Here is a 13,367-nt window from a genome sequence, read left to right on the forward strand (position 1 = left end):
GGAACGGGGGCTGTGATCGTACGTGCGAATGCCTTATTGATGGTGTTTGAGGGGCGAATGGCACAAGCTCCTTATCAGCAAGGCGGTCGATCGCCGCAATGTCGGTCACAATGATCTGGTGACCGACATCCCGCGTCGTGCGGCGTCCCGGACCGCGAAGCTTGCCGCCCTGCCTCTCGGCTTTGCCGGGCGGACCGTGCTGGGGCTGGGCAAGCGGGTTACCGGGATTGCGACCGACGTCATCTCCGCGGACATTCAGCAGCGAACGGCCGAGCAGCTTTTCAGCGTGCTGGGCCAGCTCAAGGGCGGGGCCATGAAGTTCGGCCAGGCGCTGTCGGTGTTCGAGGCGGCCATGCCCGAGGAGATGGCTGGGCCTTACCGGCAGGCGCTCACCAAGCTTCAGGAGGCCGCTCCGCCCATGCCGGTGGCGAGCGTGCACAAGGCCCTGGCCGAGCAGTTGGGCGAGGACTGGCGCGACAAGTTCGCCGAGTTCGACGACAATCCGGCCGCTGCTGCGAGCATCGGGCAGGTGCACCGGGCGGTGTGGAAGTTGCCGCCGTCGCGCAAGGGGGCGAAACCCAAGACGCTGGCCGTCGCGGTCAAGGTGCAGTATCCCGGCGCTGGGGAGGCTTTGCTGGCCGACCTCAAGCAGTTGGGGCGGCTGGCGGGGATGTTCAAGGTCATCCAGCCCGGCATGGACATGAAGCCACTGCTCACCGAGCTGCGCGAGCGGATCACCGAAGAGCTTGACTACGCGATGGAGGCTGAGACGCAGACCGCGTTCGCCTCTGCCTTCGCGGGTGACCCGGAGATCTTTGTGCCGCGGGTCGTGGCGTCGGCGCCGCGCGTGCTGGTGACCGAATGGGTTGATGGCACCCCTTTGGCCAAAATCATCAGCGACGGTACGGTCGAAGAGCGCGACGAGGCCGGCCGGCTCATGGCGACGCTGCATTTCTCGGCGCCGGCCCGGGCTGGACTGCTGCACGCCGACCCGCACCCGGGCAACTTCCGGATCCTGCCCGACGGGCGCCTCGGGGTCATCGACTTCGGCGCGGTGGCGCGGCTTCCTGACGGCCACCCCGAGCCCATCGGCCGGCTGGTTCGCTTGGCGCTGGCCGGTGACGCCGCCGCGGTCGCCGACGGGCTGCGCGAGGAAGGCTTCATCAAGCCCGACGACGACCTCGACGCCGAGGCGGTGCTGGCGTTCCTGCGCCCGATGATTGAGCCGGTGGCAGTGGACGAATTCCGGTTCACGCGCAGTTGGATCCGCTCGGAAGCCGCCCGGTTGTCCAGCCCCAAATCCCCGGCCTTCCAACTGAGCCGCAAACTCAACCTGCCCCCGTCATACCTGCTCATCCACCGGGTGACGCTCGGTTCCATCGGGGTGCTGTGCCAGCTGGAGGCCAAGGCGCAATACCGGGGCATCCTCGAAAAATGGCTCCCCGGGTTCGCGCCGGTCTCATGACACCCGACGACGCCGTCGCGGCCCGCTGCAATCCGGCGACCTCGGTTACTGGGTGAGCCCCGCGGTCAACGGGCAAGGGCTGGCCACCGCGTCCGCCCGGGAAATCATCCGCATAGCGTTCGCCGGCCCGGGGCTGCACCGCGTTCAGGCATTCACGTTGCTGGACAACCTGGCCTCGCGGCGGGTACTCGCCAAGTAGCGAATCGGAGTGGCCCCACGGTTCCTGCACATCGCGGGGCAATGGCGGGACCACATGTTCCAGGTCCTCAACGAGACGTCGTAGCGAGGCACTCAAGACCCCGATAGGTACGCCCCCGGCCATTCACCGTCACCAAAGACGAACGCCCCGCCTGCGAAGTGTGCAGGCGGGGCGTTATCAGCAGGACGCGGTCAGAGGCGTCCACCCAGTTCGTTGGCAGTACGGTGCCGTGCTGCCATGGCGATCTGGCGGGCGGTGCGGTGAGCCTCAGGGTTGTGGTGGACCTGAGGCCGACGCATTCGTGCTCGTGACAGCGCTTCTTGGATGAGTCTCACCTTGGGTGCTCCGTTCGGGGTCATCGCTACGTTTTCCGTCTTCCGATAAGGGGTGAGGGTGGTCATGTCAGGCCGCCAGCCGGACCGAGTTGCGACCTTCGAGACCGACAGCCTCGAGCCGCTCCTCAACCTCGACCGCCAGCTCGGCGTCGCGGGCGACGTCGACCTTGCGGGGACGGCCACGCGGCCGCTTGCGCGGAACCACGGCACCGCGCTCGAAGATTTCGCCACCCCAGACACCCCAGGGCTCGTTTCGCTCGACCGCGCCGGCCAGGCACTCGACGCGCAGCGGGCAGTCCCCGCAGAGCGACTTGGCCAGTTCCAGCTGGGCCGGGGCGTCGGAGAACCACAGGTCCGGGTCAAACTTCCGACAGGGCAGGTTCGCCTCGATCTCGACGCTCACGTCGAGCGGGGCCAGCGCCAGACTCATAAAGCCCGGTCACCTCTCTCTTTTCTCGATCTTGGTTGATCGCGTTGCTTCGTGCGTACCGGCAGGTGCGCCGGGGAAAAAATTAAGGCCGCGGATCCCGGTTACGGGTTCCGCGGCCTCGAGGTGAGCCGGAGGTCTGGTGATCAGACCGGCCTTCCTCGAGGCGGGACACCGCTGCCACCATCCACCCGACGCTTCATCGAGGGATCGGTGCCATTGCCGCCCGTGAACCCAGTGGTGCTGTAGCTTCCGCCGACCAGGGTCCTGACCAGCTCGGCCTGGATTTGGACCTGGTGCGCCCGCGAAGCCGGGGCCCGTTCCGCTGCCAGAACCGCCACAGGGGCGGAAGTCGGCAGAGCCGCCAAGAAGGCGGACACGGAGACGGTCGGAGCGCAAGCGCCAGCAGGCAGCGTCGTCGGACGCTCGATCGTGTAGTTGAGCTTCACAGTGGCCACCTCCATCGCCTTGCACTCGTTCCCGAAACCTCGCGCGAGCAGGTCGCTCGCTGAGGTGTGACCTGAGGCTATTCGCTCATGTGAAGCGAGAGCAAACGAATTAACGGACTAACTTCCAAAGTTTTTCAGGGGGCCTCGGAAGAGGTCACCAGAGCGAACACCGCCTCGCCGTACTGCCCGAGCTTGCGGGGTCCGATTCCCGCGATCGCCAGCAGCTCCGGCGGGGTGCTCGGGCGGCGTTCGGCGATGGCCACGATCGTGGCGTCGGTGAACACCACATACGCAGGCACTTTCTGCTCTGCAGCAGTTGTCGCGCGCCACTGCAGGAGCCGCTCGTACAGGGCCTCGTCGAGGTCGGACGGACAGGTGGCGCAGCGGCCCAGTTTGCGGTCCGCGCCGGCCAGCAAAGTGGCCCCGCAGATGCGGCAGGACACGATGACAGTGCGCTGCTGAGTTTTGCGTAATCCCGCAGAAGAGGGTGTTGTTGATTTGTCGAACGTGCGGTGCCGGGTCTCCGTCAACTGCGGCAGGAATCGGCACGGGCGTCGCGGCCGGCCGCCGGAAGCACGCGTCTGGCCGTAGGAAAGCCACAGCCATTGCCGGGCGCGGGTCACGCCCACATAGAGCAGCCGGCGTTCCTCTTCGAGATGTTCAGTCGTTTTCGCGTACGTCGTCGGCAGTGTCCCGTCAGCCAGCCCGACCAGAAACACCGCGTCCCATTCCAGCCCCTTGGCCGAATGCAGCGACGCCAGCGTGACGCCCTCGACCGTGGGGGCGTGCTGCTGCTCGGCCCGGCGGGCCAGCTCGTCGTTGAACGCCGACAGCGAAACGTCGCGCTGCACCGCCCCGGCCTGCCCGATCGGGTCGATGACCGGGCTGCGCGCGTATCCCTCGGCCAACGCGACCAGGGCGGCCAGCGCCTCCCACTGTTCGCGCTGGGCTCCGCCGGGTGGCGGTTGGTCGCGGGACCAGCCGGTGGCCGAGAGCCCGTCCACAACCGCCTGGACCAGGGGGGTCTCCCCCGGCGTCGAGCGCACCGCGGCACGCAGGGCCACCATCGCCTGCCGGATCTCGGTGCGCTCGAAGAAGCGTTCCGCGCCGCGCACCACATACGGCACCTGCGCCTCGGCCAGCGCCTCCTCGTACGCCTCGGATTGCGCGTTGGTGCGGAACAGCACGGCGATCTCGCTGGCCGGGGTGCCGGCGGCCAGCAGTTCCCGGCAGCGCTTGGCGACCGCCGTGGCCTCACCGGGCTCGTCGGGGAAGATCTTCAGGTCGGGCTGGGGGCCGGGCGGGCGCTGGCCGACGAGTTCGAGGCGCAGCTTGGCCTCGGTGCCGCGGGCCTGCTTGATGACCGCGTTGGCCAGCCCGACAACCTGCGGCGTGGAGCGGTAATCGCGCACCAGGCGGATGACCACTGCTTCGCGGCGCTGGCGGGGGAAGTCGACCAGGTACGACGACGTGGCCCCGGTGAACGAGTAGATCGTCTGGCTGGCGTCGCCCACCACGGTGATGTCGTCGCGCCCGCCCAGCCACGCGTCGAGCAGGCGCTGCTGCAGCGGGTTGACGTCCTGGTACTCGTCGACCACGAAGTGCCGGTACTGCGAGCGCACCTGCTCCCCGACATCGGCGTGCTCCTCGATGCCCCACACGGCGGCGCGCAACATGTCTTCGAAGTCAATGACGCCCTGACGGCGTTTGAGCGACTCGTACGCCGCGAACACGTCGGCGACCATGCTCACCTCGTACGGCGGCTCGCGCAGCGCCTTGGTAGCGGCAACGACGTATTCACCCGGCTCGACCAGCGACGATTTTGCCCACTCGATTTCGCTGGCCAGGTCGCGAGCGGCGTTGCGGTCGGCGCGAACCCCGGCATGCCCGGCGGCCTGGGTGACGAGCCGGGCCTTGCTCTCGACCAGCTCGGGCATGCCCCGGCCTTCGAGCAGCCGCGGCGCGAAGTAGCGCACCTGGCGCAGCGCGGCCGCGTGGAACGTGCGGGCCTGCACCCGCCCAGCGCCCAGCTCGGTCAGGCGAGCGCGCATCTCGGCGGCGGCCCGCGCGGTGAACGTCACCGCCAGTACATGGCGGGCGTTGATTTCACCCGACAGTGTTCGGTACGCGATGCGGTGGGTAATTGCCCGAGTCTTACCCGTCCCCGCACCGGCGAGGATGCAGACCGGCCCCGCGGGGGCGGTTACCGCTTTACGCTGGTCGGGGTCGAGCCCGGCAAGAACCCGTTCCGCAGTCACAACCGGGAATCATGGCACCCGGGTCCGACGTTTCAACGGACGGCACAGTGCCATGTGACTTTCTCCGAGAGGAAAAGACCGATGCTGACCATGTACTCGACGCCCTGGTGCGGTTACTGCCACCGGCTCAAGTCGCAGCTGGACCGGGAAGGCATCGCGTACGAAGTCATCGACATCGAGCAGGACCCGGCCGCCGCCGACTTCGTGATGAGCGTCAACGGCGGCAACCAGACGGTTCCCACGATGAAGTTTGACGACGGCACGGCGATGACCAACCCCTCGATCGTGCAGGTCAAGGAGCATCTGGCCGCGCTCTCCGCGTGACAGAACGGTAGGAGAAGCCGCCCTCAGGACAACACTGGGGGCGGCTCTTTCACATGACCAGCCACTTCTCGATCAGGTAGCGCGCGATCGACGAGGCCATGGGCAGCGTCAGCCGTACGCCGTCGTCCACCAGTTCCTCGCGCATCATCAGCGCCACGTCGTCGCGGGTGAACCACCGGGCGTCGGCGATTTCCGCCGGGTCCAGGGTCATCGGCTGCTGCGGGTCGGCCTCGGCGGTGTAGCCGAGCATCAGCGATCCGGGGAAGGGCCAGGACTGGCTGGCCTCGTACGAGATGCTGCCCAGTCCGATTCCGACCTCTTCACGAACCTCGCGTGTCACAGCCGCCTCAACCGACTCGCCGGGCTCCACGAAGCCGGCCAGGCAGGAGAACCGCTTCACCGCGTTGACCACCGGCCACGTGGCGTTGTGGCCGAGCAGGCAGCGTCCCTGCCGACCGGCCACCCCGTCGTGCACCAGCACGATCATCGCCGGGTCGGTGCGCGGCCACATCTGGCGCCCGGTGGCATCGACCCGCGACCAGCCGCCCTCGATCACCGTGGTGGGCTGGCCGGTACGCGCGGAGAACTGGTGCGATGCGTGCCAGTTGCCCAGCGCCGTGGCAGTCATGAGGATCCCGGCGTCGCGCGCGTCGAGCCGGTCCCCGAACTCCCGGGCCGTGCCCGCCCCAGCCACGGCCCCGACCGGCAACGGCGCGTCCACGGCAAAGATCGGCACGCCGCCTGCGTCGAGGCCCAGGAACAGCCGCTCCCCCGCCGGCGCCGCGTCCGCTCCCACCAGCACCAGGCTGGGGGCGGAGGTGTCGAGCCCCTCGATCAGCGCCTTGCCGCCCCCGGCGATGTCGATGATCAGGATCAGCCCGCTCTTCCAGGCCTGGTCGAGCCAGGCCTGGTCGGTGCGGTGGTGCGCGGCCCGGTCCAGCGTCGTACGAGCCAGCGGCGGCCCGGCGAAGTCGGTCATGAATCCTCGCGCTCCACGCTGGTCAGCGCGGTCAACTGGGGCTCGATCTTCTCCGCGTCGCCGAGGACCACCGACACCGCCTTGGCCGGGGCGAGGTACTTGGCGGCCGCCTCGGCCACCTGCTCACGAGTCGCCGCGGACAGCGCCGCCGAGTACTCGGTCAGGTAGTCCAGGCGCAGCCCGAAGCTGGCGTAGATGCTGGCCAGCCCGGCCAGCCCGGCCTGGGTCGACATGCTCAGCCGCAGGGTGCCCAGCGCGTAGCGGCGGGCCTGTTCCAGCTCGTCCTCACCGGGCGGCAGGCTGGCGATCTTGCCCAGCTCGTACAGGGTCTCCAGCAGCGCCGGGCCGGTCACCTCGGTGGCCACCTCCGCCGCCACGACCAGCGCCGAACCCCCGACCAGGTGCTCGATCGCGGTGTGCGGCCCGTACGTGTAGCCCTTGTCCTCGCGGATGTTTTCCACCCAGCGCGAGGAGAAGTAGCCGCCGAACACGAGGTTGGCCAGCTGCAACGCGGCGTGGTCGGGGTGGGTGCGCGGCACCGCGGGCAGGGCCATGCGCAGCGACGACTGCACCGAGCCGGGCCGGTCCACCAGCACCAGCGGGCCGGGCTCCAGCGCCGGGGTGGCCGGGACTGAGGCGTCGCGGCCGGCTCCGGTCCAGTCGCTGAGGGCTTTCTCCGCCGCGTCGATGGCCTTGTCCGGGTTGAGGTCGCCGACCAGCACCAGCACCGCACCGCCGGGGTGGACCCGGTCGGCGTGCATGGCCCGCAGCTGTCCCGGGCGCACGCCCTTGACCTGCTCGGCCTCGGGGGTCTGCAACGCGTAGGGGTGACGGCCGTACATCCGCTTGAGCAGGGCTTCGCGGGCCAGGTGCGAGGGCTGGCTCAGCGCCACCTGGATGTGGTCGACGAGCCGGTCGCGCTCGATGCCCACCTCCTCGGCCGGGTAGGTGGGGTCGGTGAGGATCCCGGCGAGAATCTCCAGGGTGCGTTCCAGCCCCGAGGCCAGCGCGTTGCCGCTGATCAGCAGCCGGTCCGGGTCAAGCCCGGCGGACAGCCCGCCGCCAACGGTCTGCAGCTGCGCGGCGATGTCGATGCTCGACATGGTCGAGGTGCCGGTGAACAACGCCTGCGAGAGCAGGGTCGCCCGAGCCAGCGGCGCACGACCGAAAGGCACCTGAAGACGCAACTCAATCAGGGGTACGGCCGGACGACGCACCGCGATCACGGTCAGCCCGTTGCTCAGCGTCCGCTCGGCCTGCTTCGGCAGCTTGATCTTCGAATCCGGAACGAGGTCCGGCAGGGTGTGCGTCATGGACGGTCTCCGCTTCGCTCCGACCGGCCATGACCGGAAGCACTGAATTTGATGGTTCGTTCGCTGCGCTCACTCACTGGTTGGCTCCCGGGACGACCTCGACGGTGGCGCGGTTTTCGGGCCGCAGGGCGGCGGCGGCCGCCACGATCTGGGCCTCGGTGACCTCGCCGACCAGCCGGGGCAGTTCGTTGAGCAGTTCGGGGCGTCCGCGTTGCAGTTCGAGCACCGCCATCGGAAGCGCCCGCCCGAGCACCGCGTCGGTGTCGCGCAGCAGGTGGGTGGCCATCCGGGCCTGGGTGCGGGTGAGCTCGCCGGGCGTCAGGCCGCCGGTGGCCAGGCGGTCGAGTTCCTCGTCGACCACCCGCAGTACTTTGCCGGCGTCGCCGCCGGGCGGCATGTGCGCCTGCAGCAGCAGCGCGGTGGGGTTGCGGACCTGGTATTCGTCGCCCATGAAGCCGATGTAGCCGCCGACGCTGGTGACGATGCGATCGCGCTGCACCAGCCGCTCGACCAGCCGGGACGCGTCGCCGTCGGTCAGCACCTCGGCCAGCACCACGTACGGCAGGTAGCCGGCGAAGTCGGCGATCGGGTCGGGCACCCGCCAGCCGGCCGCGATTGCGGGCAGCGGGGCGAGCTTGTCGACGTAGCTCTCCCGGCGTTCGGCGCTCAGGCCGGGCTCGTCAAAGCCGGGCAGCTCCGGCTTGGGTCGCGCCGGCACGTCACCGAAGTGCCGCTCGATCAGCTGGGTCGCCACGGTCACGTCGAAGTCACCGGCGACCGCCAGCGTGGCGTTGCCCGAGGCGTAGTACTTACGGAAGAACTCGGCCGCGTCGTCGACGGTGGCGCTCTCCAGATCGGTGAACGAGCCGTAGCCGTCGTGGGCGTTGGGGAACGTCTCGAACATCACCGGAGGCAGCTTCAACCATGGAAACCCGCCGTACGGCCGGTTCAGCACGTTGACCCGGATCTCCTCCTTCACCACGTCGACCTGGTTGCGCAAGTTCTCCTCGGTGAGCCGGGGCCCGCGCATGCGGTCGGCTTCCAGGAACAGCGCCCGCTCCAGCGCTCCGGCGGGGAGGACTTCGAAGTAGTCGGTGTAGTCGAGGTGGGTCGATCCGTTGAAGCTGCCGCCGGCGCCTTGGACGTACCGGAAATGGGCCAGCTTTTCGAGATTTTCCGAGCCCTGGAACATGAGGTGCTCGAAGAGGTGGGCGAAGCCGGTGCGCCCCTCGGGTTCGGAGCGGATGCCGACGTCATAGACCACAGCCACGCCGACGACGGGCGCACTGCGGTCGGGTGTGAGAACCACCCGCAGGCCGTTGTCGAGGGTGAACCGTTCGACCGGGTACTTCGTCGCGGGGATCTTCACTTTGCGTGCCACCCCCCGAATCTATCCCGGCCGCCACGCCCGGCGCGCGCGGCCGCTGAACGGCGCGTGTCACCACTGCGAGTGACGTCTGTTCTCACGATCCGGTTCGGGGTTGACGGACGCCTCCTATTTCGTCCACTATTCCCATCCATCAGATAGAGAAACCAGGGTTTAGCTCCGCCGGCCCGAGAGGACATGCCCCGTGTACGTCTCGGCACGCACCGACTACGCCGTCCGCGCCATGCTGGCCATCGCCGCCGACCATCCGCACCTGGTCAAGGCGGCAACGCTGGCCGAAGCCCAGGACATCCCGCTGAGCTTCCTGCAGGGCATCCTGCTCGACCTGCGCCGCGCCGGACTGCTGCACAGCCACCGCGGGGTGGACGGCGGATATGCCTTGGCCCGCCCGGCCGAGGACATCACCGTTGGCGACATAGTCCGGGCTGTCGGGGGAGCGCTGACCACTGTTCGCGGTCTGCCCACCACCACGACGACGTACCACGGGGTCGCCATCGGCCTCAAGGACGTCTGGCTGGCGGTGGAGGAGGCCATTGAGGGCGTCGTGAACCACCGGACGCTCGCCCAGCTCACTACTTCCGCTGCTTAGGAGTCCCCATGCGCTCCCGCACCCTCCGTGCGCTAGCCATTGCCGCCACTGCCCTGCTCTCCGCCACCGTCCTCACCGCCTGCGGTGGCGATGACGACTCCGGCGGCGCGGGCGGGGAGGCCAGCGCCATCCGGCTCGGCTACTTCCCCAACATCACCCACGCGCCCGCGCTGATCGGGGTGAAGAACGGCCTGTTCCAGCAGGCCCTGGGCAGCACCAAGCTGGAGACCAAGACGTTCAACGCCGGTCCGGCCGCAATCGAGGCGCTGTTCTCCGGCGCGATCGACGCGACCTACATCGGCCCGAACCCGGCGATCAACGGCTGGGCCACCTCCAAGGGCACCGCGCTGAAGATCATCGCGGGGAGCACCTCGGGCGGCGCCGGCCTGGTGGTCAAGCAGGGCATCAACTCCCCCGCCGACCTCAAGGGCAAGAAGATCGCCACCCCGCAGCTGGGCAACACCCAGGACGTCGCATTGCGCGCCTGGCTCAAGCAGAACGGCCTCAACGCCGACCAGCAGGGCGGCGGCGACGTCTCGGTGCTGCCGCAGGACAACGCCACGGCCCTGCAGGCGTTCGCCCAGGGCGCGATCGACGGCGCCTGGGTGCCCGAGCCCAACCTGAGCCGCATGGTGCAGGAGAGCAAGGGCAAGATCCTGGTCAACGAGAAGGACCTGTGGCCGAACGGGCAGTTCGTGACCACCCACCTGATCGTCACCCAGAAGTTCCTCAAGGAGCACCCGGAGACGGTGAAGAAGCTGCTGCAGGGTCACATCGCGGCGGTCAAGTACATCAAGGACAACAACGCCGACGCGCAGAAGGCCGCCAACGAGCAGCTCGCCGCGCTGTCCGGCAAGCCGCTCAAGGAGCCGGTCCTGGCCGCGGCGTTCAAGAATCTCGAGTTCACCAACGACCCGATCTCCTCGTCGCTGTACGCCAGCGCCAAGCACGCCGAGGATGTCGGTCTGCTCAAGCCGGTTGACCTCAAGGGCATCTACGACCTCGGCCCGCTCAACGAGCTGCTCAAGGCCGACGGTCAGCCCGAGGTCAGCGACGCCCCCGCCGCCTGATCGCAAGGACTGCCAACCATGAGCGTCGTCACCCTGGAGCAGGTCTCCAAGCAGTACGGTGCCGGGGGCAACGCCCTCCTGGCCCTCGACAAGGTGTCCCTGAGCGTGGACAAGGGCGAGTTCGTCTGCCTGCTGGGCGCCTCCGGCTGCGGTAAGAGCACGCTGCTCTCGCTGGTTGCCGGGCTCGACCAGGTCAGCGGCGGCACCCTCGACATCGGCGGGCGCCACGTCTCGCTGATGTTCCAGGAGGCGGCGCTCTTCCCATGGTTGTCGGTTGCGGGCAACGTCGAGCTGCCGATGCGGCTCAACGGCGTTGCCCGCGCCGAACGTCAGCAACGCGCGGAGGAGCTGCTTGGGATCGTACGGCTGAAGGGCTTTGGCTCGAAGCGTCCGCACGAACTCTCCGGCGGCATGCGTCAGCGCGTCGCCCTGGCCCGCGCGCTGGCCCAGAACGCCGACATCCTGCTGATGGACGAGCCGTTCGGCGCGCTCGACGCGATGACCCGCGACATCCTGCACGACGAGCTGGAGCGGATCTGGCGTGAGCAGAACCTCACGGTCCTGTTCGTCACGCACAACGTGCGCGAGGCCGTGCGCCTCGGCGACCGGGTGATCCTGCTCAGCAGCCGCCCGGGCCGGGTCATCGAGGACTTCGCGGTGACCCACGAGCGGCCCCGCCGCATCGACTCCCCCGAGGTGGCCGGGCAGGCCGCCGAGATCACCGATCGGCTCCGCGCGGAGGTCGCCCGTCATGCCAGCTAAGCTCCCCTCCGCCCGGGCCGGCCTCGAAGGCCTCACCGGAGATTTCCCGCTGCCCGGCCAAAAGGACCCGGTGGCACTTGACAACGCGCAGCCGGCCGCCGACCTGGCCGCGGCCGACCGTGTCACCGGCCTGGACAAGCTCGAACTCGGGGGCGCCAGCGACAAGGGCTCGCTCGGCAAGCGCATCTGGCGCAGCGCCTGGCCCAAGCTGCTGGCCGTCGCGATCGTGCTGATCGCCTGGCAGGCCGTGGTGTGGGCGGAGTGGAAGCCCAGCTACGTGCTGCCCGACCCGCTCACGGTCTTCAAGGACCTGGGCTCGGTGATCACGACCGGCGACTTCTGGGGCGGCGTCCGGGTGACCATGGTCCGCGCCGTCACCGGCTTCGCGCTGGCGGTGCTGATCGGCACGGTCATCGGCGCGGCGGTCTCCCGCTTCGCCCCGCTGCGGGCGGCGATCGGCTCGCTGATCACCGGTCTGCAGACGATGCCCTCGATCATGTGGTTCCCGCTGGCCATCCTGCTGTTCCAGATCAGCGAGAGCGCGATCCTGTTCGTGGTGGTCATCGGCGCCGCCCCGTCGGTGGCCAACGGCCTGATCAGCGGCATCGACTATGTGCCGCGGACCTGGCTGCGGGTGGGTCAGGTGCTGGGCATGACCGGCTTCGCCAAGTACCGCTACCTGATCCTGCCGGCGTCGCTGCCCTCGTTCATCTCCGGGCTCAAGCAGGGCTGGGCGTTCTCGTGGCGCTCGCTGATGGCCGGTGAGCTGCTGGTGATCGTGCCGGGCGCGCTGAGCATCGGCGTACGGATGCAGCAGGCCCGTGACCTCAACGAGTCGAGCCTGGTCATCTGCTTCATCATCGTGGTGCTGGTCATCGGCATCCTGATCGACGTGCTCTTCAACGCCGCCGACAACGCGCTCCGTAAGCGCTGGGGCCTCACCGGAAACTAGAGCGGCCTCACCGACTTCAACGTCTGGTCGATGACGTAGTCGAACTGCTTGTGGGTGCCCGGAATCGAGATGTAGAGGACCGCGGCCGTCGTCTTGCCCACGTCGATGACGGCGACCGCGGACCGCTCGTCCTTGGCGCTGAGGCCCGGCGCGTCGAAGTGCAGCCGGAACTCGTTCAGGTACGCCGGGCGCCCACCAAGCGTGGTCATCTCGTCGCGCAACACGTCCATCGTGTTGGGCTGCGGGTAATACTCGGCCCGCACGTCCGCGGCCACCTGCCGGCCCACGCATTCCAGGTTGAGCGTCACCGCGTCGTTGTCCGCCGCCGGCACCGCAGCTGACAGGATCGACGCGTGGTACGAACCGGCGCTGTACTCCTCGGTGACGAAATGCTGCCCGACCTTGTAGGGCACCTCCAGCGTCCCGGCCCGCCAGATCGTGGTCCACGGCTGCCAGGGCGCACCGAACTTGCGGTAGGAGATGCCCGCTTCCTGGTCGATCGTGCGTTCCCCGCTGTCCGGCGGCAGGCTCGGGACGGCCGCGCTCGGACCCTCACTGGGAATCGTGGTCGGCGCCGGGCACATCTGCGCGAGCGGCGGCCGGACATCGCTGGGCGCCGAGGCCTTGCTGCTGAACGCGTTGCCATCCGAGGTCAGCGCCACGATGAGGATGATCGTCAGACCGATCGCAAGGATGCCGCCGGCCACCGCGCCGAAGATCAGCATCTGGCGGCGGCGGGGATTGCCCGGTTCGGGCTCCGGGGGTGCTTGCGGTGGCGGTGGCGCCGGGGGTACGCCCGCAGCAGTCACCAAGCCGGACGACCACTTGATCGGCGAGCCCTCGGACATCATCCCAGTG

The 13,367-nt window shown here is 68.8% G+C and carries 11 protein-coding genes and 3 pseudogenes; 7 read left to right on the forward strand and 7 right to left on the reverse strand.

The features are described from left to right. Positions 1–118: 118 nt before the first annotated feature. Positions 119–1,465: an AarF/ABC1/UbiB kinase family protein gene (locus TFC3_RS28005; RefSeq protein WP_067509747.1), complete on the forward strand. Its 1,347-nt coding sequence runs from the start codon at positions 119–121 to the stop codon at positions 1,463–1,465. Between the two features lie 22 nt (positions 1,466–1,487). Next, positions 1,488–1,664: pseudogene (locus TFC3_RS36320) on the forward strand (GNAT family N-acetyltransferase); the annotation flags it as partial. Between the two features lie 402 nt (positions 1,665–2,066). Here the strand turns inward: TFC3_RS36320 and TFC3_RS28010 are convergent. The 3 genes and pseudogenes from TFC3_RS28010 to TFC3_RS28020 all read right to left on the reverse strand — a co-directional run. Next, positions 2,067–2,429 (reverse strand): WhiB family transcriptional regulator, encoded by a 363-nt coding sequence (locus TFC3_RS28010; RefSeq protein WP_067508106.1) that lies wholly within the window; start codon positions 2,427–2,429, stop codon positions 2,067–2,069. 580 nt (positions 2,430–3,009) lie between these two features. Then, positions 3,010–3,330: pseudogene (locus tag TFC3_RS40570) on the reverse strand (HRDC domain-containing protein); the annotation flags it as partial. Positions 3,331–3,401: 71 nt separating this feature from the next. Beyond that, positions 3,402–5,133 (reverse strand): annotated as a pseudogene (locus TFC3_RS28020) (ATP-dependent helicase); the annotation flags it as partial. Positions 5,134–5,214: 81 nt separating this feature from the next. Here TFC3_RS28020 and TFC3_RS28025 point away from each other — a divergent pair. After that, complete coding sequence (locus TFC3_RS28025) at positions 5,215–5,457, forward strand: mycoredoxin (RefSeq protein WP_067508112.1); 243 nt, start codon at positions 5,215–5,217, stop codon at positions 5,455–5,457. Between the two features lie 49 nt (positions 5,458–5,506). Here the strand turns inward: TFC3_RS28025 and nudC are convergent, their stop codons facing one another. From nudC to TFC3_RS28040, 3 genes are all read right to left on the reverse strand, one after another. Further along, on the reverse strand, positions 5,507–6,436 hold the full coding sequence (gene nudC, locus TFC3_RS28030) for an NAD(+) diphosphatase (protein WP_067508114.1): 930 nt from the start codon (positions 6,434–6,436) through the stop codon (positions 5,507–5,509). Then, positions 6,433–7,749, reverse strand: a complete 1,317-nt coding sequence (locus TFC3_RS28035; protein WP_067508115.1) for a pitrilysin family protein — start codon at positions 7,747–7,749, stop codon at positions 6,433–6,435. The genes nudC and TFC3_RS28035 overlap by 4 nt, the downstream gene beginning before the upstream one ends. Before the next feature lie 73 nt (positions 7,750–7,822). Beyond that, positions 7,823–9,130 (reverse strand): pitrilysin family protein, encoded by a 1,308-nt coding sequence (locus TFC3_RS28040; RefSeq protein WP_067508118.1) that lies wholly within the window; start codon positions 9,128–9,130, stop codon positions 7,823–7,825. 190 nt (positions 9,131–9,320) lie between these two features. Between TFC3_RS28040 and TFC3_RS28045 the strand changes: the two genes are divergently transcribed. From TFC3_RS28045 to TFC3_RS28060, 4 genes are read left to right on the forward strand one after another with little or no spacing between them, the layout of a single operon-like run. Then, positions 9,321–9,725: an Rrf2 family transcriptional regulator gene (locus TFC3_RS28045; RefSeq protein WP_067508120.1), complete on the forward strand. Its 405-nt coding sequence runs from the start codon at positions 9,321–9,323 to the stop codon at positions 9,723–9,725. Positions 9,726–9,733: 8 nt separating this feature from the next. Beyond that, entirely contained in the window at positions 9,734–10,795 is a 1,062-nt protein-coding gene (locus TFC3_RS28050) for an ABC transporter substrate-binding protein (RefSeq protein WP_067508122.1), read from the forward strand. 18 nt (positions 10,796–10,813) lie between these two features. Then, entirely contained in the window at positions 10,814–11,557 is a 744-nt protein-coding gene (locus TFC3_RS28055; RefSeq protein WP_067508124.1) for an ABC transporter ATP-binding protein, read from the forward strand. Further along, positions 11,547–12,509, forward strand: a complete 963-nt coding sequence (locus tag TFC3_RS28060) for an ABC transporter permease (protein ID WP_082772559.1) — start codon at positions 11,547–11,549, stop codon at positions 12,507–12,509. The genes TFC3_RS28055 and TFC3_RS28060 overlap by 11 nt, the downstream gene beginning before the upstream one ends. On the opposite strand, the gene TFC3_RS28065 is transcribed toward TFC3_RS28060, so the two are convergent. Continuing rightward, the gene (locus TFC3_RS28065) at positions 12,506–13,357 is read right to left on the reverse strand and encodes a hypothetical protein (protein ID WP_067509751.1); all 852 of its coding nucleotides are present in this window, start codon (positions 13,355–13,357) and stop codon (positions 12,506–12,508) included. The two genes, TFC3_RS28060 and TFC3_RS28065, sit on opposite strands and share 4 nt — an antisense overlap. Positions 13,358–13,367: the final 10 nt, after the last annotated feature.

Origin of the sequence: Actinoplanes sp. TFC3, from assembly GCF_001553785.1 — a bacterium.
Taxonomy (GTDB): domain Bacteria; phylum Actinomycetota; class Actinomycetes; order Mycobacteriales; family Micromonosporaceae; genus Actinoplanes.

What these genes read in the sequence shown, in the direction of transcription:
- TFC3_RS28010 (WP_067508106.1), bottom strand. Translation starts at nt 2,429, where the DNA reads ATGAGTCTGGCGCTGGCCCCGCTCGACGTGAGCGTCGAGATCGAGGCG.
- TFC3_RS28025 (WP_067508112.1), top strand. Translation starts at nt 5,215, where the DNA reads ATGCTGACCATGTACTCGACGCCCTGGTGCGGTTACTGCCACCGGCTC.
- nudC (WP_067508114.1), bottom strand. Translation starts at nt 6,436, where the DNA reads ATGACCGACTTCGCCGGGCCGCCGCTGGCTCGTACGACGCTGGACCGG.
- TFC3_RS28035 (WP_067508115.1), bottom strand. Translation starts at nt 7,749, where the DNA reads ATGACGCACACCCTGCCGGACCTCGTTCCGGATTCGAAGATCAAGCTG.
- TFC3_RS28050 (WP_067508122.1), top strand. Translation starts at nt 9,734, where the DNA reads ATGCGCTCCCGCACCCTCCGTGCGCTAGCCATTGCCGCCACTGCCCTG.
- TFC3_RS28055 (WP_067508124.1), top strand. Translation starts at nt 10,814, where the DNA reads ATGAGCGTCGTCACCCTGGAGCAGGTCTCCAAGCAGTACGGTGCCGGG.
- TFC3_RS28060 (WP_082772559.1), top strand. Translation starts at nt 11,547, where the DNA reads ATGCCAGCTAAGCTCCCCTCCGCCCGGGCCGGCCTCGAAGGCCTCACC.
- TFC3_RS28065 (WP_067509751.1), bottom strand. Translation starts at nt 13,357, where the DNA reads ATGTCCGAGGGCTCGCCGATCAAGTGGTCGTCCGGCTTGGTGACTGCT.